This window comes from Mycolicibacterium sp. MU0050, assembly GCF_963378085.1.
In the GTDB taxonomy this organism is placed as follows: Bacteria; Actinomycetota; Actinomycetes; order Mycobacteriales; family Mycobacteriaceae; genus Mycobacterium; species Mycobacterium wendilense.
The window spans coordinates 3,087,884-3,112,361 of record NZ_OY726395.1 but is presented as its reverse complement, the minus strand read 5'-3'; the positions used below and the strand labels follow the sequence as shown (position 1 = coordinate 3,112,361).

The 24,478-nt window shown below is 68.5% G+C and carries 26 protein-coding genes; 19 read left to right on the top strand and 7 right to left on the bottom strand.

Going from position 1 to position 24,478, the window contains the following annotated elements:
* Positions 1 to 13: 13 nt before the first annotated feature.
* Complete coding sequence (locus R2K23_RS14705) at positions 14 to 1,531, bottom strand: CoA-acylating methylmalonate-semialdehyde dehydrogenase (protein ID WP_316510336.1); 1,518 nt, start codon at positions 1,529 to 1,531, stop codon at positions 14 to 16.
* An 87-nt stretch (positions 1,532 to 1,618) separates the two neighbouring features.
* On the opposite strand from R2K23_RS14705, the gene R2K23_RS14700 reads away from it, so the two are divergent.
* Complete coding sequence (locus R2K23_RS14700) at positions 1,619 to 2,512, top strand: LysR family transcriptional regulator (protein WP_316510335.1); 894 nt, start codon at positions 1,619 to 1,621, stop codon at positions 2,510 to 2,512.
* Positions 2,513 to 2,518: 6 nt separating this feature from the next.
* Here the strand turns inward: R2K23_RS14700 and R2K23_RS14695 are convergent, their stop codons facing one another.
* Together R2K23_RS14695 and R2K23_RS14690 are read right to left on the bottom strand one after the other, a co-directional pair.
* A complete protein-coding gene (locus tag R2K23_RS14695) occupies positions 2,519 to 3,877 on the bottom strand; it encodes an amidase (RefSeq protein WP_316517292.1) in 1,359 nt (452 codons plus the stop codon).
* A gap of 279 nt (positions 3,878 to 4,156) precedes the next feature.
* Positions 4,157 to 4,597: a type II toxin-antitoxin system Rv0910 family toxin gene (locus R2K23_RS14690; RefSeq protein ID WP_316510334.1), complete on the bottom strand. Its 441-nt coding sequence runs from the start codon at positions 4,595 to 4,597 to the stop codon at positions 4,157 to 4,159.
* Between the two features lie 56 nt (positions 4,598 to 4,653).
* Here R2K23_RS14690 and ftsY point away from each other — a divergent pair, with 56 nt between their 5' ends.
* The 6 genes from ftsY to R2K23_RS14660 all read left to right on the top strand — a co-directional run bounded on the left by ftsY (position 4,654) and on the right by R2K23_RS14660 (position 13,058).
* A complete protein-coding gene (gene ftsY, locus R2K23_RS14685; protein WP_316510333.1) occupies positions 4,654 to 5,928 on the top strand; it encodes a signal recognition particle-docking protein FtsY in 1,275 nt (424 codons plus the stop codon).
* A gap of 169 nt (positions 5,929 to 6,097) precedes the next feature.
* Entirely contained in the window at positions 6,098 to 7,462 is a 1,365-nt protein-coding gene (locus R2K23_RS14680) for an ammonium transporter (protein ID WP_316510332.1), read from the top strand.
* 51 nt (positions 7,463 to 7,513) lie between these two features.
* Positions 7,514 to 7,852, top strand: coding sequence for a P-II family nitrogen regulator (locus R2K23_RS14675; protein ID WP_102142927.1), 339 nt, complete (start codon positions 7,514 to 7,516; stop codon positions 7,850 to 7,852).
* Positions 7,853 to 7,910: 58 nt separating this feature from the next.
* Complete coding sequence (locus R2K23_RS14670; RefSeq protein ID WP_316510331.1) at positions 7,911 to 10,385, top strand: [protein-PII] uridylyltransferase; 2,475 nt, start codon at positions 7,911 to 7,913, stop codon at positions 10,383 to 10,385.
* 31 nt (positions 10,386 to 10,416) lie between these two features.
* Positions 10,417 to 11,976, top strand: coding sequence for a signal recognition particle protein (gene ffh / locus R2K23_RS14665; RefSeq protein ID WP_316510330.1), 1,560 nt, complete (start codon positions 10,417 to 10,419; stop codon positions 11,974 to 11,976).
* The gene (locus tag R2K23_RS14660) at positions 11,976 to 13,058 is read left to right on the top strand and encodes an amidohydrolase family protein (protein WP_316510329.1); all 1,083 of its coding nucleotides are present in this window, start codon (positions 11,976 to 11,978) and stop codon (positions 13,056 to 13,058) included. Before ffh ends, R2K23_RS14660 begins: the two co-directional genes overlap by 1 nt.
* Here R2K23_RS14660 and R2K23_RS14655 read toward each other — a convergent pair.
* The 3 genes from R2K23_RS14655 to R2K23_RS14645 form a co-directional block, all read right to left on the bottom strand.
* A complete protein-coding gene (locus R2K23_RS14655; protein WP_316517290.1) occupies positions 13,047 to 13,856 on the bottom strand; it encodes a D-alanyl-D-alanine carboxypeptidase family protein in 810 nt (269 codons plus the stop codon). The two genes, R2K23_RS14660 and R2K23_RS14655, sit on opposite strands and share 12 nt — an antisense overlap.
* A gap of 122 nt (positions 13,857 to 13,978) precedes the next feature.
* Positions 13,979 to 14,854 carry a D-alanyl-D-alanine carboxypeptidase family protein gene (locus R2K23_RS14650; protein ID WP_316510328.1) on the bottom strand — a complete coding sequence of 292 codons (876 nt, stop codon included), beginning with the start codon at positions 14,852 to 14,854 and terminating at the stop codon, positions 13,979 to 13,981.
* Positions 14,855 to 14,882: 28 nt separating this feature from the next.
* Positions 14,883 to 15,494 (bottom strand): TetR/AcrR family transcriptional regulator, encoded by a 612-nt coding sequence (locus tag R2K23_RS14645; RefSeq protein ID WP_316510327.1) that lies wholly within the window; start codon positions 15,492 to 15,494, stop codon positions 14,883 to 14,885.
* A 162-nt stretch (positions 15,495 to 15,656) separates the two neighbouring features.
* Here R2K23_RS14645 and R2K23_RS14640 point away from each other — a divergent pair, with 162 nt between their 5' ends.
* The 7 genes from R2K23_RS14640 (at position 15,657) to trmD (ending at position 20,536) form a co-directional block, all read left to right on the top strand.
* Positions 15,657 to 16,739, top strand: a complete 1,083-nt coding sequence (locus tag R2K23_RS14640; protein WP_316510326.1) for a DUF1214 domain-containing protein — start codon at positions 15,657 to 15,659, stop codon at positions 16,737 to 16,739.
* On the top strand, positions 16,736 to 17,986 hold the full coding sequence (locus R2K23_RS14635; protein ID WP_316510325.1) for a sulfotransferase family protein: 1,251 nt from the start codon (positions 16,736 to 16,738) through the stop codon (positions 17,984 to 17,986). The genes R2K23_RS14640 and R2K23_RS14635 overlap by 4 nt, the downstream gene beginning before the upstream one ends.
* Positions 17,987 to 17,994: 8 nt before the next feature.
* A complete protein-coding gene (locus tag R2K23_RS14630; RefSeq protein WP_316510324.1) occupies positions 17,995 to 18,414 on the top strand; it encodes a nuclear transport factor 2 family protein in 420 nt (139 codons plus the stop codon).
* 167 nt (positions 18,415 to 18,581) lie between these two features.
* Positions 18,582 to 19,076, top strand: coding sequence for a 30S ribosomal protein S16 (rpsP, locus tag R2K23_RS14625; protein ID WP_316510323.1), 495 nt, complete (start codon positions 18,582 to 18,584; stop codon positions 19,074 to 19,076).
* Positions 19,073 to 19,315: an RNA-binding protein gene (locus tag R2K23_RS14620; protein ID WP_085102554.1), complete on the top strand. Its 243-nt coding sequence runs from the start codon at positions 19,073 to 19,075 to the stop codon at positions 19,313 to 19,315. Before rpsP ends, R2K23_RS14620 begins: the two co-directional genes overlap by 4 nt.
* Before the next feature lie 13 nt (positions 19,316 to 19,328).
* Complete coding sequence (gene rimM, locus R2K23_RS14615) at positions 19,329 to 19,850, top strand: ribosome maturation factor RimM (protein WP_316510322.1); 522 nt, start codon at positions 19,329 to 19,331, stop codon at positions 19,848 to 19,850.
* Between the two features lie 8 nt (positions 19,851 to 19,858).
* The gene (trmD, locus tag R2K23_RS14610) at positions 19,859 to 20,536 is read left to right on the top strand and encodes a tRNA (guanosine(37)-N1)-methyltransferase TrmD (RefSeq protein WP_316510321.1); all 678 of its coding nucleotides are present in this window, start codon (positions 19,859 to 19,861) and stop codon (positions 20,534 to 20,536) included.
* Positions 20,537 to 20,543: 7 nt separating this feature from the next.
* On the opposite strand, the gene R2K23_RS14605 is transcribed toward trmD, so the two are convergent.
* Complete coding sequence (locus R2K23_RS14605) at positions 20,544 to 21,458, bottom strand: serine hydrolase (protein ID WP_316510320.1); 915 nt, start codon at positions 21,456 to 21,458, stop codon at positions 20,544 to 20,546.
* A 267-nt stretch (positions 21,459 to 21,725) separates the two neighbouring features.
* Between R2K23_RS14605 and rplS the strand changes: the two genes are divergently transcribed.
* The 5 genes from rplS to R2K23_RS14580 all read left to right on the top strand — a co-directional run bounded on the left by rplS (position 21,726) and on the right by R2K23_RS14580 (position 24,451).
* Positions 21,726 to 22,067 (top strand): 50S ribosomal protein L19, encoded by a 342-nt coding sequence (rplS, locus tag R2K23_RS14600; protein WP_316517289.1) that lies wholly within the window; start codon positions 21,726 to 21,728, stop codon positions 22,065 to 22,067.
* A 63-nt stretch (positions 22,068 to 22,130) separates the two neighbouring features.
* Positions 22,131 to 22,943, top strand: a complete 813-nt coding sequence (gene lepB / locus R2K23_RS14595) for a signal peptidase I (protein WP_316510319.1) — start codon at positions 22,131 to 22,133, stop codon at positions 22,941 to 22,943.
* 1 nt (position 22,944) lies between these two features.
* Entirely contained in the window at positions 22,945 to 23,649 is a 705-nt protein-coding gene (locus R2K23_RS14590; RefSeq protein ID WP_396892052.1) for a ribonuclease HII, read from the top strand.
* Positions 23,646 to 23,951, top strand: coding sequence for a DUF2469 domain-containing protein (locus tag R2K23_RS14585; protein ID WP_003893809.1), 306 nt, complete (start codon positions 23,646 to 23,648; stop codon positions 23,949 to 23,951). The genes R2K23_RS14590 and R2K23_RS14585 overlap by 4 nt, the downstream gene beginning before the upstream one ends.
* A 59-nt stretch (positions 23,952 to 24,010) precedes the next feature.
* Complete coding sequence (locus tag R2K23_RS14580) at positions 24,011 to 24,451, top strand: DUF6188 family protein (RefSeq protein WP_316510318.1); 441 nt, start codon at positions 24,011 to 24,013, stop codon at positions 24,449 to 24,451.
* Positions 24,452 to 24,478: the final 27 nt, after the last annotated feature.

Sequence of the window (24,478 nt, the reverse complement as noted above, 5' to 3'; positions counted from 1 at the left end):
GTGTCCTTATTTGTTATTTGTTCTCGGGGAAGCCGAGGTTGATGCCGCCGTGGGAAGGGTCCAGCCAGCGGCTGGTGATGGCCTTGGCCCGGGTGAAGAAGTTCACGCCCTCGGTTCCGTGAGCGTGGGTGTCGCCGAACAGCGAGGCCTTCCAGCCGCCGAAGCTGTAGTAGGCCATCGGGACTGGGATCGGCACGTTGATGCCGACCATGCCGACCTCGACCTCGTTTTGGAACCGCCGTGCCGCGCCGCCGTCGTTGGTGAAAATGGCGGTGCCATTGCCGTACGGGTTGGAGTTGATCAGCTCCAGTGCCTCGTCGTAGGTGGCCACTCGGAGCACCGAGAGCACTGGGCCGAAGATTTCGTCGGTGTAGACGCTCATCGACGGTGTGACGTTGTCGAGCAAGGTCGGACCGAGCCAGAAGCCGTCAGCCGCACCATCAGCAGAGACCTGACGGCCATCCAGCACGACCTTGGCGCCGTCGGACTCGCCGGCGTCGATGTAGGACGCGACCTTGTCCCGATGGGCCTCGGTGACCAGTGGGCCCATGTCCGAGTCCTTGGTTCCGTCACCGGTTTTGATGGTGGCTGCGCGCTCGGCGATCCTGTCGACCAGATCATCCGCGATCGGACCGACGGCGACCGCGGCCGAGATGGCCATGCAGCGCTCCCCGGCGGAGCCGAAGCCGGCGTTGACCATGGCATCCGCGGCCACATCGAGATCTGCATCGGGCAGGATCACCGCGTGGTTCTTGGCCCCGCCGAGCGCCTGCACTCGTTTGCCGGCCGCGGTGGCGGTGGCGTACACGTACTGCGCGATCGGGGTGGATCCGACGAAGCTGATGGCCTTGATCTTTGGGTTGGTCAGCAGTTCGTCGACCGCGGTCTTGTCGCCCTGCAGCACGTTGAACACGCCCTCGGGCAGGCCGGCCTCGGCCCACAGCCGGGCCATCCAGAGCGAGGCCGACGGATCCTTCTCCGAGGGCTTGAGGACCACGGTGTTACCGGCGGCGATGGCGACGGGAAAGAACCACATCGGCACCATGGCCGGAAAGTTGAACGGGGAGATGATGCCTACCGGTCCCAGCGGCTGGCGGATCGAGTAGGCGTCGACGTTGGTCGAGGCGTTTTCGGTGAATCCGCCTTTGAGCAGATGGGGTATACCGCAGGCGAATTCGACCACCTCTTGGCCTCGGGTCACCTCGCCGAGGGCGTCGGAAAGCACCTTGCCGTGTTCGGCGGTGATGATCGCGGCCAACTCTTCTTTGCGGGCATTGAGCAGTTCCCGAAACGCGAACAGCACCTGGGTGCGCTTGGTCAGGGAGGTGTCGCGCCATGCCGGGAAGGCTGAAGCAGCCGCGTCGATCACAGCTCTGGCGTCGGTCCCGCTCGCGAGCCGCACCGCCCCGGTGGCCGCGCCTGTCGCTGGATTCGTCACGGCGACTGAGTCTTTAGAGGTGCCGAGGAAAACTCTGTTGTTCATCCAGTGGTGGATGTCGGTGCTATCGGGTGGCTGAATGGTTGCGGTCATGCCCCAATGTTCTGTGCACATTCGTGCACGAGTCAACGGCCAATGACGCACATGCGCGTGCACATTTGCACGTGTATGGTTCCGGGCATGTTCAGTGCTGACAATCTGCGCTTTTTCCTGGAAGTCGCACGCACCGGCAGGCTCAACGAGGCTGCCCGCAATCTTCGGGTCGATCATACGACAGTCGGGCGGCGCATAGCGTCACTTGAAAAGGCCTTTGGGGAAAGGCTTTTCGATCGCTCGCCGGGTGGCTGGATACTGACCGAGGCCGGTGCAGATCTACTTCCGCGCGCAGAGTCGGTGGAATCCGCGGTCATCGCAGCTTATGACACGCGCGCCTCCGCGGCCGGCCCGCTCACCGGCGCGGTGCGGCTCGTGACTCCGGACGGGTTCGGTGCTTTTGTGGTGGCGCCCCGACTCGTCGAGCTACGACGGCGGCATCCTCATTTGGATATCGAGCTCGCCACCGCGACCGAACGTGGTTCGCTGTCCGCGCGTCATTTTGATATTGCCGTGACGCTCGAAGAGCCTTCGCCGCGGGCGGTGAACGTCCGGCATCTGGCCCGGTACGATCTTCGCCTTTACGCGGCGCCACATTATCTGGAGGCTGCGCCGCCGCTGACGGTCCCGGCGGATCTGACGGACCACACCCTGATCTGGTACATCGACGCCCTGTTAGACGTGGCGCCGTTGCGGATCCTGGAATCCTTGCCGCACAAGCAACGAGTCTCGGTCCAGACCAACAACATCACGGGTCACTGGACCGCGGCACGAAGCGGTCTCGGCATCGCGCCGCTGCCAGCGTATATCGGCGAGCCGGATGAGTCGTTGGACGTGGTTCTGCCACAGTCCTTCTCGGTGTGCCGCAACTACTGGATGGTCATCCCACGGGAATTGCAGCAGCTCGGGCGGGTACGGGCGGTGGCCCAATTTCTGCGCTCGGCAGTGGCAGCCAACCCGTACCTCACCCTGATCAGCTAGCTGCCGTCACAACGCGGGATGCTCTTTGTTCCATGAAGTGGCGGCTTGGAAAGCGCCGACGATGTCGACGAGTCTGCGCTCATCGAACGCGCTACCGACCATCTGCAGGCCCACCGGGAAGGGGTTGCCGGCCTCGGTGGTGGTGAATCCGCCGGGAAAGGTGATGGTGGGTAGCTGCGAAAGGGTGAACGGCACCGTGAAGCGGTGGACGCCGGCGGTGGTCGCCTCGTCCATCCGGACCATCTGCTCGACCGGCGGGGCGATGAAGGACATCGCGGGAATCAACGCCGCATCCACTTGCGCCAGAGCGGACTCCATCTGCCCCTTGAACAGCAGTCGTCGCTGCAGCAGTTCGTCGTATTCCATGGCCGTCATGGCGATTCCGCGCTCGATGAGTCCACTGAGGGCCGGGCCGTAGCTGTCTTTGTGCTCCGGGTACGACCCCCGGTGGGCGCGCGCCGTCTGCGCGGCACACACTTCGAACCAGTCCGCGGCCGTCTCGGCCGCGTCGGGCAACACGATCGGCACGAGGTCCGCACCCAGCTCCAGCAGCGCCTGTTCAGCTTCCTTGTGCGCCTTTTCGACGTCGGCGCTGACGTCACGGTAGCTCCATTCCGGATCGGTGCCGATCCGGACGCCGCGTAGGGAGGCCGGCGGTGGCGTCCCGAAATCGGGCACTGGCCGCAGCGACGCAGTCGGGTCGCGGGGATCGGCCCCGGCGATGACGCCGAGGATGAGCCCGGCGTCGCGTGCGGAACGACAGATCGGACCCACGTGGTCGAGGGTCGCCGCAAGTTCGACGGCTCCGGCCCGGCTCACGCGCCCCCAGGTGGGCTTCAGTCCCGTCGCGCCGTTGGATGCCGACGGCATGCGGATCGATCCACCGGTGTCGGAGCCAAGGGCGCCGAAACAAAGTCCGGCGGCCGGAGCCACCCCGCTGCCGCTCGAGGACACGCCCACCCAACGGCCCGCATCCCACGGATTCAGCGGTGCCTTGAACGGCGGCGTGTGTTCGGTGTACACACCCTCGGTGGTGTGCACCTTGCCTAGGATGACGGCGCCGGCTTGTTCGAGTCTCTCGACAACCGTTGCAGTCGTGGTTGCTATCTGACCTGCGCGCACGACCATGCCGGCTTCGGTGGGCCAGCCGGCCTTGTCGTAGACATCCTTGATGGCCAGCGGGATACCGTCGAGCGGGCCGCGTGTGGTGCCGGCTTTGCGTCGCTCGTCGGACTCAGTGGCCTGTTTCATGGCCTCGTCTGCTGCGACGAAGGCGAACGATCCGAGCCGGCTATCGACGGTCGCGATGCGATCCAGCGACAATGCCGTCAACTGCCGTGCAGAAACGTCCCCGGCGGCCAACATCTCCACCAGCTCACTGATCTCCCGATAATGTAGACCGTCTGTGGAACCGTTATCCACCATTGCGCTGATCTCCTTGCATCCGAATCTGATTCGACACCATTCGACTAGAAGCGCCCGAGCAGGCCGCATTCACGTACTTGGGCACTTTTCAACTTCACGGCCAGGCCCGTCAGGGACTCTGCGGTGTGGAGTACATCTCAACCCGCACGTGGCGGCTAGTCAACGGGCAGTGCTGCACTGGCGAGTGCAGCGATGCACGCCATGGTTACCCCGGCCGCGTTAAGACTCCGCCGGCGACAACGTCGCCAGCTTGCGCACCGACCGCCGGACATCCGACTCCAGCACCTTGGCCACCAGCCGGCCCACTGGCCCGGACAGCAGGCCGCCGCGCAGTTCCGCGACCAGATGGAACGTCGAGCCGGGCTGATCCTCGGTGACGGTCATGTCCAGTTCGATCTGCACGCCGCCGCGGCCGTGGCCGTGCAAGCCGATGCGCCGCGGCTCCTCATAGCGGGTCACCTCCCAGTGGATGACGTTGCGGAACCCCTTCACCTTGATCAGCGAGGACACCGTGGTGCCCGCGGCGAGGGTGTCCGGCACGGCCGAGCGCCAGCCGCCGAAGATCGTCAGCCATTCGTCGAAGCGCCGCAGGTCTGAGGCCAGCGCCCAGGCCTGCGCGGGGGTCAGGGTCGAGGATTCGGATACGTCCACCTTTGCCATGTGTGCCCGGGTACCCACTTCCCGCGGTGTTGCCGACCCGCGTGCACAATGGCCGGGTGTCGCAAGGTTTGTGGATCGCCGTAGCGGTCATCGCCGTCCTGCTCATCGCCGCGCTCGTCGTCGGCTTGGTCCGTTATCGGCGCAGCCGCATCAGTCTCCCGCCGGCCGAGGCCGACAAGTCGATCGACCGCTCCGGCGGCTACACCACCGGATCCGGCATCACGTTCAGCCGCAGCGAGGACCAGATCCCGGTCATCGGCGACGACGCCGAGGTGCCCCGCGACGCGCCGAAACGGACCATCTCCAACGTCCACCTGCCGGAGCCGGAGGCCCCGCCGGCCCCGGAGCCGGAGCCTGAGGCCCCGCCCGAGCCGGAAGCCCCGCCGGCCGCTCCGGAGCTGGACACCATCGCGCCCACCGAGGGCCGGCTGGACCGGCTGCGCGGCCGGCTGGCCAAGTCGCAGAACGCGCTCGGCAAGTCCGTGCTGGGCCTGCTCGGCGGCGGCGACCTGGACGAGGACTCCTGGCAGGACGTCGAGGACACCCTGCTGATCGCCGACCTCGGCCCCACCGTGACGGCCGCGGTGATGGAACAGCTGCGCGCCAAACTGGTCGCCAGCGGGGTCCGCACGGGCGCGGATGCGCGCGCGGTGCTGCGCGAGGCGCTGATCTCCCAGCTGCACCCCGAATATGACCGCTCCATCCGGGCGCTGCCGCACGACGCGGCGCCGTCGGTGCTGCTGGTCGTCGGCGTCAACGGCACCGGCAAGACCACCACGGTGGGCAAGCTGGCCCGCGTGCTCGTCGCCGACGGCCGCCGGGTGGTCCTCGGCGCCGCCGACACCTTCCGCGCCGCCGCCGCCGATCAGCTGCAGTCCTGGGCCTTGCGGGTGGGTGCCGAGGTGGTGCGCGGACCCGAGGGGGCCGACCCGGCGTCGGTGGCGTTCGACGCCGTCGACAAGGGCATCGAGAACGGCGCCGACGTCGTCGTCATCGACACCGCCGGGCGCCTGCACACCAAGACCGGCCTGATGGACGAACTCGGCAAGGTCAAGCGGGTGGTCGGCAAGCGCGCCGCCGTCGACGAGGTGCTGCTGGTGCTCGACGCCACCATCGGCCAGAACGGGCTGCCGCAGGCCAAGGTCTTCGCCGAGGTCGTCGACATCACCGGGGTGGTCCTGACCAAACTGGACGGCACCGCCAAGGGCGGCATCGTCTTCCGGGTGCAGCAGGAACTGGGTGTGCCGGTGAAACTGGTCGGCCTGGGCGAGGGTCCCGACGACCTGGCGCCGTTCGAGCCCGGCGCCTTCGTCGACGCGCTGCTGGGCTGACTCACAGCGGCCCGAAAGTGCTTGTCGGCCGGGCGAAACATGAGTGTAACGACGTCCGGAAACCCGTTCACACGCAAGAAACACAACAGAATCACCGGTGAAACCGCGACTGAGGAACCTTCTCAGCGAGGCCGTTTAAGCGGCGTACTTCGCGAGGAGGTTCACCCAAGTGCTCTTAGCCTTACCAGATGAAGCGTTCGCGCCGTTCGGGCCGGACGGCTTGAGTGCAGGGGACACAGCGTGGGTTCTTACCGCCGCTGCCCTGGTGCTGTTCATGACGCCGGGACTGGCGTTCTTCTACGGTGGTCTGTCCCGACAGAAGTCCGTCCTCAACATGATGATGATGTCGTTCGGGTCCATCGGCCTGGTCAGCGTCATCTACGTGCTGTGGGGCTACTCGATGTCGTTCTCCTCGAGCCACACCGGTGAGAGCGACTTCTTCGGCGTCTTCGACAACCCGTTCTCCCTGTTCGGCGTCAGTCAGCTACTCGAGACCCGGGTGATCGACGGGGCCGACACGTTCGTGCTCGGCGGGTTCGGCACGGTCCCGGCCATCGTCTGGGTGGGCTTCCAGTTGACCTTCGCGGTGATCACCGTCGCGCTGATCAGCGGCGCGGTGGCCGAGCGGATGAAGTTCGGCACCTGGCTGGTGTTCGGCGGCATCTGGGTGACGCTGGTGTATTTCCCGCTGGCCCACATGGTTTGGGGCGGCGGTCTGCTGTCGGGCAGCGAGAACGGGTTCGCGGCCTGGATCTTCGGCACCACCACCGCTGAGGACGGCAGTGTCTCGGCCACCGTGGCGCCCATCGACTTCGCCGGTGGCACAGTGGTTCACATCAACGCCGGCGTGGCCGCGCTGATTCTCGCGATCCTGCTGGGCAAGCGGACCAGCTTCGGCAAGTCCACCTTCCGTCCGCACAACATTCCGTTCGTGATGCTGGGCGCGGCCATCCTGTGGTTCGGCTGGTTCGGCTTCAACGTCGGCTCCGAGGGCGCCGCGGACATGATCGCCGGCCAGGTGTGGGTCAACACCACCGCGGCCACCGCCGCCGCGATGCTGGGCTGGCTGCTGGTGGAACGCATTCGTGACGGCCACGCCACCAGCGTGGGCGCCGCCTCCGGCATCGTCGCGGGTCTGGTCGCCATCACCCCGGCGTGCGGTTCGCTGTCCCCGATCGGGTCGCTGGTCCTCGGCGGTGTGGCCGGCGCGCTCTCCTCGCTGGCCATCGCCCTGAAATACAAGTTCGGTTACGACGATTCGCTGGACGTGGTGGGCGTGCACCTGGTCTCCGGGCTCTGGGGCACCATCGGTATCGGTCTGCTGGCTCTGGAGACCGGACTGTTCTACGGCGGCGGAATCCAGCAACTCGTGGTGCAGATCGTCATCGCTGCGATCGCCGTGGTGTTTACTGCGATCATGACCACCATCATCGCCTTCATGGTCAAGCCGCTGGGTTGGCGCATCAGTAAAGAAGACGAGCACACCGGCATCGACGAGACAGTGCATGCGGAAACCGCTTATGAGCTCGTCTGATCGGGAATTATGGACAGGGGCACTGATGGTGTCTCGGAAGGGATCGACGAAATGAAGCTGATCACCGCAATCGTCAAACCGTTCACCCTCGAGGACGTGAAGACCGGACTGGAGCAGACGGGAATCCTGGGCATGACCGTCAGCGAGGTGCAGGGTTACGGACGTCAGAAGGGCCACACCGAGGTATACCGCGGCGCGGAATACTCCGTGGACTTCGTGCCGAAGGTGCGGGTGGAGGTCGTCGTCGACGACTCCGCGGTCGACAAGGTGGTGGACGTCATCGTGCAGGCCGCTCGCACCGGCAAGATCGGTGACGGCAAGGTCTGGGTGAGTCCCGTCGACACCGTGGTACGAGTACGGACCGGAGAACGGGGCAGCGACGCCCTTTGACGCACAACGGTTTTGACTGTCGGTCGAAGACCCTGAGGAAGAGGGGGAGGACGGACAGATGAATCAACAACCCGACCCCGCCGCCGGATCCTCCCGATGGGAGGCGCCGGCGGCGGGCGCGTCGAAGCCCGCGACGGACCTGACCTCGGCGGTCGAGCATCTGTTGGCCAACGCAGGCCGCCAACTGGACGCGGCCGGCCTGCGGCAGGCGCTGCTCGAACTGCACGAATTCTGGTTGACCAGCAAGGCCAACGAGATCGGGATCACCCCCACCAGCGGCTTCGCCATCGTGGCCACCGGCGGGCTGGGCCGCGGCGAGCTGGTGCCGTTCTCCGATCTCGATCTGATGTTGCTGCACGACAACATGCCCACCGACGTGGTGTCCCAGGTGGCCGAGCTGCTCTGGTATCCGTTGTGGGATGCCAATATTCGGCTCGACCACAGCGTGCGCACCGTGCCGGAGGCGCTGCAGGTGGCCAACTCCGACGTCGCGGCCGGCCTGGCGATGCTCGAGGCCCGATACATCGCCGGAGACCGGGAACTGGCGACGTTGTTGATCGGCGGGGCCCGACGGCAGTGGCGCACCGGGATCGCCGGTCGGTTCGCCGAACTGGCCCAGCACACCCGGGATCGCTGGCAGCGCAGCGGTGACATCGCCCACCGGGCCGAGCCGGACCTCAAATGCGGCCGTGGCGGTCTGCGTGACGTGCAGCTGCTCAACGCGCTGGCCATCGCGCAGCTGGCCGACGTCTATCCCAGTCAGCTGTTGGCCTCACCGATGGGGACCCTCGGCGACGCCCACGGCGCCCTGCTGGATGTTCGCACCGAACTGCACCGGGTCTCCGGCCGGGGCCGGGATCTGCTGCTGGCCCAGTACGCCGACGAGATCGGCGCCGCGCTGCACATCGGCGACCGTTTCGATCTGGCTCGCCGGCTGTCCGACGCCGCCCGCACCATCGGCTACTACGTGGACTCCGGGCTGCGCACCGCCGGAAACGCCCTGCCCAAACGGGGTTTCGCCGCGCTGCGGCGGCCGACCCGGCGGCCGCTGGACGAAGGGGTGGTCGAGTACAACGGCGAGGTCATCCTGTCCCGCGACGCCCGCCCCGAACGGGATCCCGGCCTGATCCTGCGGGTGGCGGCGGCCTCGGCGGTCACGGGCCTGCCGATGTCGGCGGCCACGCTGAGCAGGCTGGCTGCCTCGGCGCCGGAGCTGCGTCCCCCGTGGCCGCCGCAGGCGCTCAAGGATCTGCTGGTGCTGTTGGCCGCCGGCCCGTCGGTGATCAGTACCGTGGAGGCCCTGGACCGCACCGGGCTGTGGGGACGGCTGTTCCCGGAGTGGGGGGCGATTCGCGACCTACCGCCGCGCGACATCGTGCACATCTGGACCGTCGACCGGCACCTGATCGAAACCGTCGCCCGGGCAAGCGCTTTCACCACGAGGGTGTCACGCCCGGACCTGTTGCTGCTCGGCGCGCTGTGCCACGACATCGGCAAGGGGCGCGGTGGTGACCACAGCGTGATCGGCGCCGAACTGGCCAATCAGATCGGCGCCCGGCTGGGGCTGTGGCCCTCGGACATCGACACCATGTCGGCCATGGTGCGCTACCACCTGCTCTTGGCCGGCACCGCGACCCGCAAGGATCTGCAGGATCCCGAGACCATCGCGACGGTGGTCGGCAAGCTCGACGGCGACCCGGTGCTGCTGGAACTCCTGCACGCGCTGGCCGAGGCGGATTCGCTGGCCACCGGCCCCGGCGTGTGGGGGGACTGGAAGGCCTCGCTGATCGGCGACCTGGTGCGGCGCTGCCGCCTGGCGATGGCCGGCGAAGCGCTGCCGCACGCCGATGCGGTTACCCCCGAGCATCTTTCGCTCGCGGCCGAGGTCGGCGGCGTGCACGTCGGCCTGGCGCCGGGGGATCACCCGCGCACGTTCGTCGTGACCATGATCGCCCCGGACCAACGCGGGCTGCTGTCCAAGGCAGCCGGGGTGCTGGCGCTGCACTCCCTGCGCGTGTACTCGGCCTCGGTGAACAGTCACGAGGGCTCGGCCATCAACTCGTTCGTGGTGGCGCCGCACTTCGGCGACCCGCCGAGCGTCGGGTTGCTGCGCCAACAACTGGTCCTGGCGCTCGACGGGCAGCTGGACGTGATCGCCGCGCTGCAGCGGCGCGACGCGGAGACCCCCGCCCCGGACGCGCGGGGTCGGACCGGGACGTTTCGGCCCGGCGTGCCGATCAACCCGCCGGTGGCGCCGGCGAGGATCCTGTGGCATCCCGGCGGCGGGGCGGATCGGCTCACCCTGGAGGTCCGCTCCACCGACCGGGTCGCGATGCTGGCCACGCTGGCCGCCGTCGTCGAACGCGCCGGAATCGACATCGCCTGGGCCCGGGTGACCACCCTGGGTTCGGCGGTGGTGGACGTGTTCGGCCTCGTCGGGCCCGATCTGCCCGGCCGGCAACAGCGTCTGGAACAGGAGTTGTACGCGGCGTTGCCCGCCCCGCCGACGAAACCCGCCGCAGAGGCGGGCTGAGTGCAGCGGGCACGGCAGCTAGGCTTGGCCCGTGTTTGAATCCCTGTCCGACCGGTTGACCGGCGCACTGGCGGGCCTGCGCGGCAAAGGCCGGCTCACCGACGCCGATATCGACGCGACCGCCCGGGAGATCCGGCTGGCGCTGCTGGAAGCCGATGTGTCGCTGCCCGTGGTGCGCGGGTTCATCGCGCGCATCAAGGAGCGGGCCCGCGGTTCGGAGGTCTCCGAGGCGCTCAACCCGGCCCAGCAGGTCGTCAAGATCGTCAACGAGGAGCTCATCGGCATCCTCGGCGGCGAGACCCGCCCGCTGGTGTTCGCCAAGACGCCGCCGACGGTGATCATGCTGGCCGGTCTGCAGGGTGCCGGTAAGACGACGCTGGCCGGCAAGCTGGCCAAGTGGCTGCGGGGCAAGGGCCACACGCCGCTGCTGGTGGCCTGTGACCTGCAGCGCCCCGGCGCGGTCAATCAGCTCAAGATCGTCGGCGAGCGGGCCGGGGTCAGCGTCTTCGCGCCCCATCCGGGCACCGCGCCCGACGCGGTGGACACCGACGACGCCGGACCGGGCGACCCGGTGGCCGTGGCGGCCGCCGGCCTGGCCGAGGCCAAGGCCAAGCACTTCGACGTGATGATCGTCGACACCGCGGGCCGTCTCGGTATCGACGACGTGCTCATGGCGCAGGCCGCCGCCATCCGCGACGCGGTGTCGCCGGACGAGACGCTGTTCGTCCTCGACGCCATGATCGGTCAGGACGCGGTCGCCACCGCCGAGGCGTTCGGCTCCGGCGTCGGCTTCACCGGCGTGGTGCTGACCAAGCTCGACGGCGATGCCCGCGGCGGTGCGGCGCTGTCGGTGCGCGAGGTCACCGGCGTCCCGATCCTGTTCGCGTCCACCGGCGAGAAGCTCGAGGACTTCGACGTCTTCCATCCGGACCGGATGGCCAGCCGGATCCTCGGCATGGGCGACGTGCTGAGCCTGATCGAACAGGCCGAGCAGGTCTTCGACGCGCAGAAGGCCGAGGAGGCCGCCGCCAAGATCGGTTCCGGCGAGCTGACGCTGGAGGACTTCCTCGAGCAGATGCTGGCGATCCGGCAGATGGGGCCCATCGGCAACCTGCTGGGCATGCTGCCCGGCGCCGGGCAGATGAAGGACGCCCTGGCCGCGGTCGACGACCGGCAACTGGACCGGCTGCAGGCCATCATCCGCGGCATGACCCCGGCCGAACGCGCCGATCCCAAGATCATCAACGCGTCGCGCCGGCTGCGGATCGCCAACGGCTCCGGCGTCACCGTGTCCGAGGTCAACCAGTTGGTGGACCGGTTCTTCGAGGCCCGCAAGATGATGTCGTCGATGGCCGGCCAGTTCGGCATGCCGGGGCTGAACCGAAAGTCCAAGAACCGCAAGGGCGGTAAGAACGCCAAGGGCAAGAAGAACCGGAAGAAGGCGGGCCCGACGCAGCCGAAGGCGCGCAATCCGCTCGGCGTGCCCGGCGGCTTCCCGGACCTGTCGAAGCTGCCGCCCGGCCTCGACGAGCTGCCGCCCGGGTTGGCCGACTTCGACCTGTCCAAGCTGAAGTTCCCGGGTCAGAAGTAGTGCGCCTGCACCTGCGTGGCATCGGCCTGCCTGATGCGGAGCCCGTCGAGTGGTGGATCGCCGACGGCCTGCTGTCGGCCGAACCGGTGTCGGATGCGCAGACCGTGTTCACCGACGGCTGGATCATTCCGGGTCTGGTCGACGCGCACTGCCACGTGGGGTTGGCGCCCCAGGGTGCCACCGATCTGGAGGAGGCGGCCGCCCAGGCCGAAACCGAACGCGACGCCGGCGCGCTGTTGCTGCGCGACGCCGGTTCACCGGTGGACACCCGCAGCTTCGACGACCGGGAGGACCTGCCGCGGATCATCCGGGCCGGCCGGCACCTGGCCCGGCCCAAGCGGTACATCCCCAACCTGCCGATCGACATCGAAGACGAGTCGCAGCTGCCGCAGTACGTCGCCGAGCAGGCGCAGTTCGGCGACGGGTGGGTGAAGCTGGTCGGGGACTGGATCGACCGCTCGGTGGGCGATCTGGCCCCGCTGTGGTCCGACGACGTGCTGGTCGCCGCGATCGAGGCCGCCCACGCCCACGGCGCGCGCGTGACCGCCCACGTGTTCGGCGAGGACGCGCTGCCGGGTCTGATCAAGGCCGGGATCGACTGCATCGAACACGGCACGGGCATCACCGAGGACACCATCGACCTGATGCTCGAGCACGGCACCGCGCTGGTCCCGACCCTGATCAACATCGAGAACTTCCCCGGAATCGCTTCCGCGGCAACGAAGTACCCGACCTACGCCAAGCACATGCAGGACCTCTACGGCTCCTGCCGGGACCGGGTCGGCGCGGCCCGGGAGGCGGGGATACCGATCTACGCCGGCACCGATGCGGGCGGCATGATCGCCCACGGTCGCATCGCCGACGAGGTCGCCGCGCTGACCGGGATCGGCATGAGCGCCCACGACGCGCTGGGCGCCGCGTCCTGGGCGGCGCGGGAGTGGTTGGGCCGGCCCGGCCTGACCCACGGCGCGCCCGCGGACCTGGTCTGCTACTCGGCCGATCCGCGCCAGGCCGGCGTGCTGAGCGCACCGGATCTGGTGATCCTGCGCGGTAAGCCCTACCCGCGCGGTTCAGCGCGGTAGCGCGAAGCCCCAGTCGAACAGCCGCATGGCCTGTCCGTACAGGTCGCCGCTGCCCTTGAGTTGGGCCACCACCAGCCGGCGGCCGTCGCGCTGCGCGGCGCTGACGAACGTGTCGCCGGCCAGGTTGGTGTAGCCGGTCTTGCCGCCGAGGGTGCCCGGATAGCGCTGCAGCAGCTTGTTCTGGTTGGTGATCTGCTTGTACCCCGACCGCGCCGGGAACATCGCCGTCGGCTGCCGCATGATGTGCGCGATCAGGGGGTAGGCCAACGCGCGGCGGAACAGGATCGCGAGATCGTGTGCGGTGGTGCGGGATTCCCAGCCCGGCCCGTCGAGACCCGACGGCGACAACGCGCGGGTGTTACGCGCGCCCAGGCTCTGCGCCTTGGCGGTCATCCGGGCGATCGCGGCGCGGTAGCCGCCGAGCATGTCGCCGAGCAGGTTGGCCGCGTCGTTGCCGGACACCATCAGCAGTCCCTCGAGCAGCTGGCGGGTGGTGTAGACCTGTCCGGGAACCAGGCCCACGCAGGAACATTCGACCTTGGTGTGGTTGGCGTTGGCGCGGACCGCGGCGGCCGGCGACAGATGGTCGAGCACCACCATGGCCAGCAGGACCTTGATGGTGCTCGCCGGCGCGAAGGAGCCGTAGGGATCCTTGCCGGCGAGGATGGCGCCGGAGTCCATGTCGGCGATCAACCAGGCGCGGGCGGGCCCGTCGGGAGCGGCGACCGCGCCCACCGGGCCGATGTCCGGGGCCGCGGCCGACGGCGGGGCGCACAGGGCGCCGATCAGCGTGAGAATGACCAGCGGGGCCAGCAACCTGACCGCCCCGGAAAGCGATCGTCGCGCGGGCACGAATGCCGAGCCTATTGAGCAGGGGTCAACATCGGGCCACGGTGCGATCTCGAATCGGCCCCGCCGGTCTACAGCACGCCGACGCCGGCGCCGCGGTCGAGGCCGAAACCCCAGTCCAGCAGGCTGGATGCCTGATCCCAGTAGGTCGGGCCGCCCTCCCGGACCAGGCCGTACATCAACACCACCACCAACCGGCGCCCGTCCCGGGCGGCCGCGCCGACGTAGGTCTTGCGGGCCAGGTCGGTGTAGCCGGTCTTGCCGGCCAGCATGCCGGGGTAGCGGCCCAGCATCTCGTTCTGGTTGACCAGGACACGCTGGCCGGTCTTGGTGGGGAACACCGCGGTGGGCTGGGCCGCGATCTCGACGAACGTCGGATTGTTCATGGCGGCGCGGAAGATCACCGCGAGGTCGTGCGGGGTGGACCACATCGCGATACCGGGACCGTCGATCCCGGACACGCTGCCCGCGTTGGTGCCGTAGGCGCCGGCCAGCGCAGCCTTGGCGTTCATCTTGGCCAGCGCGGCCTGCTCGCCGCCGACCATCCGGGCCAGCGTGTTGGCTGCGTCGTTGCCGGAGGCCAGCAGCAGGCCGTCGAGCAACTGCCGGGCGGTGTAGGTCTGGCCGGGGGCCACCCCCGCGCAGTTGCACTCCACCGCGGTGTCGTCCTCGATGGCGACGATCGTCGCATCGAGGGGCACCTCGTCGAGGACGACCTGGGCCAGCAGCACTTTGATGGTGCTCGCCGGGGCGTAGTGCTGGTTCTCGTTGCGGCCGGCCAGCACCTGCCCGCTGTCGAGATCGGCGACGATCCAGGCCTGCGCGGGCCCGGCCGGGATGGGGGCCGAACCGGCGGGTTGGACGCCGGCGGTTTCGGCGCCGGCGGGCGGGGTGACGGCGGAGCCGACGAAGAGCATCAGGGCCAGGGCCACCGCGAGTCTGCGCATGGGCATCGAGCCTAACCCCCGCGCGCGGCTATGGCGCCAGGATTCCGGCGTTGGCGGCGGCCACCGGCGAGGCCATCAGCATCTCGGTCACGTAGGTGACGAAGGCGTCTCGATCCTCGCCCAGGTTGCCTTCGCTCCATTCGATGAACAGCGAGATGATGGCGCCGATCGTGGTGGCGTAGTGCATCTTGGCGCGCAGCGGCCCGACCTCGGTCTCGGTGCGCGGACGGCCGAATGCGTCGGCCAGGAAGTCCCGCACGAAGTGGCGCAGCCGGAGGTCGGCGATGGGTTCCATGAGCAGGATCCGGCAGACACGCGGGTCGGTACGGACCAGGCGCGCGGCGGCGTCCACGCCGGCTGCGGTCCTGGCGGAGCGGTCGGTTGCCGCGGCCGCGGCCGCGCCGATGACGTGGCGCGCATCGTCGAGCGTGGTCCGGTACACCTCGTGGAGCAATTGCTCGGTGTCGGTGAAACTCTCGTAGAAGAACTTCTGACTGAGTTGGGCTTCGCGGCACACCGCGCGCATTGTCAGCGCGGAGACGCCGTGGGTCCCGACCAATTCGATGCCGGCCTGGACCAGACGACCGCGGCGATCAGCGGACCGCGCCTCTGGGAGGCGACCGCCATACGGCCTCGACATGGTGGGCAGCCTACCCCGTGCGACGGCCTTGACAACTGCAGCGATTGCCGGAACCATCTGCATCTGGAAGCACATGCTTCCAGATTTCCTGCGCATGTCTGCAGCCGACCGGGAGGTCCGGATGACGTTGTCCCGCAACGAATTCATGTCGATGGAACCGGCGTGACACATCCGGAGGTCGATGCGTGGCACGCTCTGGTCGAGGCCCTGCGCGCGGCGGGGGAGCGGGTCGTCGCCGACACCGCCGAGTTGTCGAGGGCCGAACAGGCCGACGGTCTTCGGGCGCTGCTGAGGTCGGTCGCGAACCACCTCGGCCGCCTCGAGGTGGACCGAGACCGGCCCGAGCTGGTCCCGTTCAACGACTGGCGCCAGAAGTTTCTGATGGACAACCCGGACTTTCGCTACTGGGTCGCGGACATCCACGACGACGGGTCCTACCGCATCCGCGGCAACCGCGGTGACGCCGCCTACGTCTCGATCACGGTGTACGCCGGCGCGGGCGGGGCCGACGCCCAGGCCACCGCTCGGATCGACAGTGATGCACTGACTTTCGACGAATCGGGAAACTACGACATCGCCCTCGGGGGCGATCGGCACGCCGGCGGCGACTGGCTGGGCCTGCCGGACGGGGCGACCGCGGTGTGGGTCCGGCATTTCCACAACGACGTCCGCAACGAGACGGTCGGTTGGTGCGCCATCGATCCGAGCGCAGATCCGCCGATCCCGCCGCCCATAGACCCGGATCGCTTCGCCCGCCAGCTGGGCAAGCTGGCCACCGCCACCAAGTATCTGCCCCAGATCTGGTCGGCCGCCACCGCGGCGGACACGGCCCGACCCAACGAGATTCGGCACTGGGAGGAGATGGCCGGGGGTGCGGTGTACACCGAACCGGGGATCCACTACCTGCGCGGCGGGTGGCAACTGGCGTCGGATGAGGCCCTGCTGATCGAGGGCGAACTCGTCGACTGCAGGTACTGGAACATTCTGGCCTACAACCGGTTCCTCAACTCGCTGGACTACCGGCACCGCCGGGTGTCCTACACCGGCGCCACCGCCACCGTCGTCGGCGGCCGATACCGGTTCGTACTGGCCGCCGAGAATCCGGGCGCGGACGATGCTGACTGGATCGACACCGAGGGCCGCCCGGAGGGAATCATCGTGCTGCGCTTTCTGCAACCGCAACAACCGCCGCAACTTCCCACCGTCACGCGAATGCCGCTGCGCGAGATCGGGACACCCGCATGACCCGGTGGCAGGCGCCGGCGCGGACACCCGAGGCGCAGCAGTTGTACGAAGCGGCCGAGGCCGACCGCCTGATCCACCCCGACAAGTACCGGCTGGGCGCCGAGGCGGTCGATCTGGTCATCGATCGGGCCTCCCGCGGCGCCGGCGAGGCGATGTTCGGTCCGGTGTCGGAGTGGAAACCCGGGCTCACGGAGTACTTGGGTTCGGCGGCCGAGGATGGCCGACTCAACGCCCTGGGCGCGCGGAACGCGCACGGCACCGCGATCGGGCGGCTGCGCGCCCGCGTCGCCATCGACAGCTACCTGCGCGATCATCCTGCGGTCGAGAACCGGCCCGTCGCGGCGCCGATCGTCATCACTGGAGGCTGGCGGACCGGCACGACCTTCCTGTTCCGCCTGCTGGCGGCCGACCCGCGGTTGCGGGCGCCGCTGCCGGCCGAACTGGGTGCGCCGTGGCTGCTCGCCGGTGACCTGGATCCGCGGCAGCGCGCGGAGCGGATGGCGACTGCCAAGGCCGGATCTCAGCTGCTGCACATCCTGAACCCCACCATGGCCGCGGTGCACGATTCCGGCCCGGATCTGGCGGAGGAGTGCGTGCTGGCGATGGGCACCACCCTGCACAACTGGGGCTTCACCGCGACGACCCGGCTGGACGGGTACGCCCGTTGGCTGGCCGGCGAATCGTTCGCCGCGGAATACCGGCAACACCGGCGGACACTGCAGATCCTGGATGCCGACGACGGTCGGCGCTGGGTATTGAAAGCCCCGGCGCACACCGCCGAGCTCGAGCATCTGATCGCGACGTACCCCGGTGCCTGCGTCGTGCAGCTGCACCGCGACATCGTCGAGACGGTGGCTTCCGGCGCCAGCTTGTTCGCCACCTACCGCTCGACCTACAGCGATGACGTGGACGGCCACGACGTCGGCCGGTTCCAGGCCGAGCAGACCGAGCTGTGGCTGCGCCGCGCGGTCGCGGCACGTGAGGCCCCGGCGGCACAGACGGTGACGTGGCTGGACCTCCAGTACACCGACCTGGTGGCCGACCCCGACGCCACCCTGCGCCGCATCTATGCCGCCGCCGACCTGGACGCGCCGGACACCGCCGCCATGATCGCCGCGCACCACAGCACCCAGCCCCGCCATGGCAAGGGCCAACACCGGTACGAGGCCGCGGACTTCGGAATCGAACCGCGCGCCTTGCGGGAACGCATGCGGTTCTACACCGATGCGGTGGGGCTGCCCGCTTAAATGGGGACGTGCTGAGCCTGGAAGAGATCTCCGACCGCCTCGAGATCCAGCAGTTGCTGGTCGACTACGCCTCCGCGATCGACCAGCGCCGCTTCGACGACCTGGACCGGGTGTTCACCCCGGACGCCTACATCGACTACCGGGTGTCCGGCGGCATCGACGGGCACTACCCGCAGGTCAAGGCGTGGCTGGGGGAGGTGCTACCGAACTTTCCCGCCTACTCGCACATGCTGGGCAACTTCGACATCCGCGTCGACGGGGACACCGCGACCGCGCGGACCATCTGCTTCAACCCGCTGGTGTTCGACGAGACCAGCAAGCAGGTGCTCTTTGTCGGGATCTGGTACTGCGACGAGTTGCTCCGCACCGCCGACGGGTGGCGCCTGACCCGTCGGGTGGAGGAGAAGTGCTTCGACAAGCTGCTGTGATTTCCGCTCGGGCGGGCGGTTCTGGCACAATGGACCGCTGTCTGCCCCGCGGCTTCCTCATCGGATGTGCCGTGCGGCGTCACACACGCGAGGCAAAACCGGATCCGGGCAAACCCGCCCGCATCGCTGAATTGCAGCGTGGCAATCGTAGGAGAAAAGACTTCACCATGGCTGTCAAGATCAAGCTCACCCGGCTCGGGAAGATCCGCAATCCGCAGTACCGCATCGCGGTCGCCGACGCGCGCACCCGCCGGGACGGACGCTCCATCGAGGTCATCGGCCGGTACCACCCGAAGGAAGATCCCAGCCTGATCGAGATCGACTCGGAGCGCGCGCAGTACTGGCTGAGCGTGGGCGCCCAGCCGACCGAGCCCGTGCTGGCGCTGCTGAAGATCACCGGCGACTGGCAGAAGTTCAAGGGCCTGCCGGGCGCCGAGGGCACCCTGAAGGTCAAGGAGCCCAAGCCGAGCAAGCTCGACCTGTTCAACGCCGCCCTGGCCGAGGCCGACGGCGCCCCCAGCGGCGAGGCCACCACGCCGAAGAAGAAGAAGGCTCCCGCCAAGAAGGCCGACGAGAAGGCTGAGGCTAAGGCCGAAGACAAGGCCGAAGAGTCCGCCGACGCCGCGAAGGCCGAGACCGCCACCGAGGCGCCGGCAGAATGAGCACGGTCGTCGTCGACGCCGTTGAGCACCTGGTGCGCGGAATCGTCGACAACCCCGAGGACGTTCGCGTCGACATGGTCACCTCTCGCCGTGGTCGCACCGTCGAGGTGCACGTCCACCCGGACGATCTCGGCAAGGTGATCGGCCGGGGCGGACGCACCGCGACCGCCCTGCGCACCCTGGTCGCCGGTATCGGCGGTCGCGGTATCCGCGTCGACGTGGTGGACACCGACCAGTAGCGCTGGAGCTCGCATGGAGCTGGTTGTCGGCCGGGTCGCCAAGGCCCACGGCATTACGGGCGAGGTTGTCGTCGACGTCCGCACCGATGACCCGGAGGCGCGGTTTGCTCCGGGGAACACCTTGCGGGGCAGGGCCTCTCGGGGCTCGGCCAGTGCAACCTACACCGTCGAATCGGCACGCTGGCACGGCAATCGACTGCTGGTCCGGCTGGCCGGCGTCGACGACCGCAACGCCGCCGAGGCGCTGCGCGGAACCCTGTTCGTGGTGGACTCCGCGGAGTTGCCGCCCATCGAGGAACCCGACGAGTACTACGACCACCAACTCGAGAACCTCGCGGTGCGGACGGTCGGCGGCGTCGAGATCGGTACGGTCGCCGAGGTTCTGCACACCGCGGGCGGTGAGTTGCTGAGCGTGAAGACCCCGGCCGGGGCCGAGATCCTGGTGCCGTTCGTGACCGCGATCGTGCCGACGGTGTCCCTGGCCGACGGGGTCATCGAGGTCGACCCGCCGGACGGTCTGCTGGACCTGGAGTAGGGGCCGCCATGCGGATTGATGTCATCACCATCTTCCCGGACTACCTGCTGCCCCTGCGGCAGGCGTTGCCGGGTAAGGCGATCGAGGCCGGAATCGTCGATCTCGGCGTGCACGACCTGCGGCGCTGGACCCACGATGTGCACCGGTCCGTCGACGACTCGCCGTACGGGGGCGGCCCCGGCATGGTGATGAAGGCCCCGGTGTGGGGCGCGGCGCTTGACGAGATTTGCTCCGAGGAAACGCTTCTGGTGGTCCCGACGCCCGCCGGCAAGCTGTTCGACCAGGCCACCGCGGCCCGGCTGGGTGACGAGCGGCACCTGGTGTTCGCGTGCGGCCGCTACGAGGGCATCGACCAACGGGTGGTCGAGGACGCCGCGCGGCGGATGCGGGTCGAGGAACTGTCGATCGGTGACTACGTGTTGGCCGGCGGCGAGTCCGCGGCCCTGGTGATGATCGAGGCCATCGTGCGGCTGCTGCCCGACGTGTTGGGCAATCCCGCGTCACACCAAGAGGATTCGCACTCCGACGGCCTGCTCGAGGGTCCCAGCTACACCCGGCCGCCGAGTTGGCGCGGCCTGGACGTGCCCGAGATCCTGCTCTCCGGTGACCACGCGAAGATCGCCGCCTGGCGCCGCGAACAGTCCCTGCAGCGCACCCGGGAGCGTCGCCCGGACCTGCTGGACTGACGGGCCCTCAGAGCCGTCCGCCGGGGAATATCGTCCGGATCGCGTCGGTGATGGTGGCGCGTGCCGTGGCGTCGTCGGACGGTTGCAGCGCGTAGATCACCATCACGTACCGCCGGTCGGCCCCGACGTATCCGCTGGACAGGTGCATCCAGTCCGATCCGATACAACACATCCAACCCTGTTTCACCGCAACGGGTTCCCCGGGCAGCCCGTCGGGGATGCCGAACCGCTGCGGGTAGCCGTCGATCCCGTCGGGCGTCGAGGCGGCCAGGTGGTTGACGATGATGTTGGCCCGCTCCGGCGGCAACCCTCCGGAGCCGTCGAGCAGCTTGGCGTAGTACCGCACCAGGTCCGCGGTCGAACTGACAGTGTTCCACCACCGTCCGTTGCTCGGCGGCGCGGTGGCGCCCAGACCATAGCGGGCGGCGACCCGTTCGACGATGGCGTCGCCGCCGCCCCGGTTCCAGAACTCCTCGGCGGCGTTGTCGTCGGAGGCCCGCAACATCACCTCCAGAGCCTTGCGGTCGGCCGGAGACAGGTCCGGCTGCCGCTTCAGCAGGTCGTCGGCGATGAACACCTTGACCACCGATGCGGTGGCCAGCCCGGAATCACCGACGGCGACCTGCCGGCCGGTCTGGCGGTCGAGAACCCGGAAGGCGACCTCGGCGCCGCGCTCGGCGGCCTCAGCCCGGGCCCGCTCGGCCCGGGCGGCCACGTCGTCGAATGCCACGGCGGTCGGCTTCGGCGGGGCCAGCGGCGTCGCGTCGGTGGGCGCCTCGGGGACGACGCTGCGGCGCGGACCCTCCGACGGGTCGCCGGGGTTGCCGTACACGCGGGCCTCACAGCCCGAGCAGGTCGCCAGCAGGACGGCGACTGTCAGGGCCGCGACACCGCGGACCAGCAGCGGACGCCGACGACGCATACATCTCCTCTGGCAGGATGGGACCGCGGACGAAGCGGTCCCACCCTAATCTCCGCACCCCTGGTGGGCGCCGTCACGGTGGCGATTTCACTCCGGTGGGCCTGATCTGGCACAATTGAGCAGTTGTCCGCGCCTGTTGGTGTCTGCACCGGCGGCGCGAGAACCGTACGAGAACGTAATTTGGCCCGAACATCGGCTCGGCAACCGCACCGCAGTACGACAGCGGACGGTGCTGCAATGAGCCGCGACCGCAAGGAAGAGTCACCGATGAACACGCTGGACTTCGTCGACCAGGCGTCGCTGCGCGACGACATCCCGCCCTTCGGCGCCGGCGACACCGTGAACGTGCACGTGAAGGTCATCGAGGGCACCAAGGAACGCATCCAGGTCTTCAAGGGCGTGGTCATCCGCCGGCAGGGCGGTGGTGTCCGTGAGACCTTCACCGTCCGCAAGGAGAGCTACGGCGTCGGCGTGGAGCGCACCTTCCCGATCCACTCGCCCAACGTCGACCGCATCGAGGTGCTGACCCGTGGCGACGTGCGCCGGGCCAAGCTGTACTACCTGCGCGAACTGCGCGGCAAGAAGGCCAAGATCAAGGAGAAGCGCTGACCTTGCGCGACGCGGGCGCGCTGCGCTGCGCGGTCGCGTTTCGGCTCTGGCTACGCTGATCCCGTGACCGACACCGAGGACTCGGCCGAACCTTCGCGGCAGGCCCCGCCCCCTTCCGAGGACGGGAGCGCGGAGAAAACCAAAAAGCACTCCGCCCTCCGCGAAGCCGCGATCCTGATCGTGATCGCGCTTGTTCTCTACTACGTCATGCTGACGTTCGTCGCGCGGCCCTACCTGATTCCCTCGGAATCGATGGAGCCGACGCTGCACGGCTGCCCGGGGTGCGTGGGCGACCGGATCATGGTCGAAAAGATCTCCTATCGGTTCACCGACCCGCGGCCCGGCGACGTGGTGGTGTTCAAGGGGCCGCCGTCGTGGAACGTCGGATACAAGTCGATCCGTTCGGACAACACTGCGATCCGCTGGATGCAGGACGCGTTGTCGGTGATCGGCTTCGTCCCGCCCGACCAGAACGATCTGGTGAAGCGCGTGATCGCGGTCGGCGGCCAAACCGTGCAATGCCGGGCCGAGACCGGCCTGACCGTCGATGACAAGCCGCTGAACGAGACGTACCTGGACCCCGAGACCATGAACGCCGATCCGGCGATCTACCCCTGCCTGGGCAACGAGTTCGGTCCGGTGACGGTGCCCGCCGAGCGGCTGTGGGTGATGGGGGACAACCGGACGCACTCGGCGGATTCCCGCTCGCACTGCACCAGCACCCCCGAGGACGCCCAGAAGGGGCTGATCTGTACGGGTGATCCGATGAACGGGACCATCCCGGTGGAGAACGTCATCGGTAAGGCGCAGTTCATCGCCTGGCCGCCGTCGCGGTGGGGCGGGGTGAACTCGGACAACCCGCAGCAAGGCGGTTAGCGTGACCACCGTCTGGCCGCCGCGCACGATCATCCGCAAGTCCTCCGGGATGCGCACCCTGGAATCCGCGCTGTACCGCAGCGGGCTGGGCCCGGTGGCCGGCGTCGACGAGGTCGGCCGCGGCGCGTGCGCCGGACCGCTGGTGGTGGCCGCGTGCGTGTTGGGGCCCAATCGCCGGGAATCGCTGTCGCTGCTCGACGACTCCAAGAAGCTCACCGAGAAGCAGCGCGAAGAACTCTTCCCGCTGATCCGCAGGTACGCCTTGGCATTTCACGTCGTGTTCATCGACTCGACCGAGGTGGACCGGCGCGGTGTGCACGTGGCCAACATCGAGGGGATGCGACGGGCGGTGGCGGGGCTGGCGGTGCGGCCCGGCTACGTGCTCTCCGACGGCTTCCGGGTTCCGGGTCTGCCGGTGCCATCGCTGCCGGTGGTGGGTGGGGACGCCGCGGCGGCCTGCATCGCGGCGGCGAGCGTGCTGGCCAAGGTCAGCCGGGACCGCCTGATGGTCGAGATGGATTCGGAGTATCCCGGTTACGGATTCGCCGAGCACAAGGGATACAGCACCCCGGCCCACAGCGCGGCGCTGGCCGCGCTGGGGCCGAGCCGCCAGCACCGGTATTCGTTCATCAACGTGCGCCGACTGGCCGCGCCATGCGAGCCTGGGAACATCGATGGGACACGAGAAGGACTGCGAATCAGATGAGTGCTGAAGATCTCGAGAAGTACGAAACCGAGATGGAGCTCTCGCTGTACCGCGAGTACAAGGACATCGTCGGTCAGTTCAGCTACGTGGTGGAGACCGAGCGGCGGTTCTACCTGGCCAACAGCGTCGAGCTGATCCCGCGCAACGCCGACGGCGAGGTGTACTTCGAGCTGCGGCTGGCCGACGCCTGGGTGTGGGACATGTACCGGCCGGCCCGCTTCGTCAAGCAGGTCCGGGTGATCACGTTCAAGGACGTCAACATCGAAGAGGTCGAGAAGCCCGAGCTGCGGCTGCCCGAGTAACCCGCCACCGCGGGCCTACCATGAAGGCGTGCCCCGATGACGTGGCGAAGGGAGCGGTCATGCTCACGCAATGGATCGAGCAGTGCACTGTCCAGCGGGTGTCACTGCACGGCGGTCTGGTCCTCAACCTCGACGATTACAACGAACTGGTGATATCCCGGCCGATGCGGCTGACGGTGCCTCCGGTGGGCGGCTTCCCCGAGGAAGAGGTGCTGATCGACCCGAACAACGTGCCCGCGCCGCAGCGGGCGCTGCTGGATCTGGCGGGGGCGGTCTGCACCCAAGCCCAGTGCGACGACGAGGGTTGTCTGCACCTGAGCTTCTCCCGGGGCCACCGCATCGACGTCGAGCCCGATGACCAGGCAACCTCGTGGGAGCTCTACGGCAAGTACCACGGCTACATGGCCTGCCTGCCGCGCGGCCGGGTGCGCGTGGTCCGCCACGACGTCGACGACGAGGCTGTGGATCCGGGTCCGACTGTGCACAACCCTGGCCGCTGACCGGCGAACGCCGCCGCGGCGAGCACG

Coding starts and splice junctions, on each gene's coding strand:
- R2K23_RS14705 (WP_316510336.1), bottom strand. CDS start 1,531: ATGACCGCAACCATTCAGCCACCCGATAGCACCGACATCCACCACTGG.
- rplS (WP_316517289.1), top strand. CDS start 21,726: ATGAACACGCTGGACTTCGTCGACCAGGCGTCGCTGCGCGACGACATC.
- R2K23_RS14670 (WP_316510331.1), top strand. CDS start 7,911: ATGAATCAACAACCCGACCCCGCCGCCGGATCCTCCCGATGGGAGGCG.
- R2K23_RS14580 (WP_316510318.1), top strand. CDS start 24,011: ATGCTCACGCAATGGATCGAGCAGTGCACTGTCCAGCGGGTGTCACTG.
- R2K23_RS14650 (WP_316510328.1), bottom strand. CDS start 14,854: ATGCGCAGACTCGCGGTGGCCCTGGCCCTGATGCTCTTCGTCGGCTCC.
- trmD (WP_316510321.1), top strand. CDS start 19,859: ATGCGGATTGATGTCATCACCATCTTCCCGGACTACCTGCTGCCCCTG.
- R2K23_RS14695 (WP_316517292.1), bottom strand. CDS start 3,877: ATGTTGGCCGCCGGGGACGTTTCTGCACGGCAGTTGACGGCATTGTCG.
- R2K23_RS14645 (WP_316510327.1), bottom strand. CDS start 15,494: ATGTCGAGGCCGTATGGCGGTCGCCTCCCAGAGGCGCGGTCCGCTGAT.
- R2K23_RS14620 (WP_085102554.1), top strand. CDS start 19,073: ATGAGCACGGTCGTCGTCGACGCCGTTGAGCACCTGGTGCGCGGAATC.
- R2K23_RS14690 (WP_316510334.1), bottom strand. CDS start 4,597: ATGGCAAAGGTGGACGTATCCGAATCCTCGACCCTGACCCCCGCGCAG.
- rimM (WP_316510322.1), top strand. CDS start 19,329: ATGGAGCTGGTTGTCGGCCGGGTCGCCAAGGCCCACGGCATTACGGGC.
- R2K23_RS14585 (WP_003893809.1), top strand. CDS start 23,646: ATGAGTGCTGAAGATCTCGAGAAGTACGAAACCGAGATGGAGCTCTCG.
- R2K23_RS14605 (WP_316510320.1), bottom strand. CDS start 21,458: ATGCGTCGTCGGCGTCCGCTGCTGGTCCGCGGTGTCGCGGCCCTGACA.
- rpsP (WP_316510323.1), top strand. CDS start 18,582: ATGGCTGTCAAGATCAAGCTCACCCGGCTCGGGAAGATCCGCAATCCG.
- R2K23_RS14635 (WP_316510325.1), top strand. CDS start 16,736: ATGACCCGGTGGCAGGCGCCGGCGCGGACACCCGAGGCGCAGCAGTTG.
- R2K23_RS14700 (WP_316510335.1), top strand. CDS start 1,619: ATGTTCAGTGCTGACAATCTGCGCTTTTTCCTGGAAGTCGCACGCACC.
- R2K23_RS14675 (WP_102142927.1), top strand. CDS start 7,514: ATGAAGCTGATCACCGCAATCGTCAAACCGTTCACCCTCGAGGACGTG.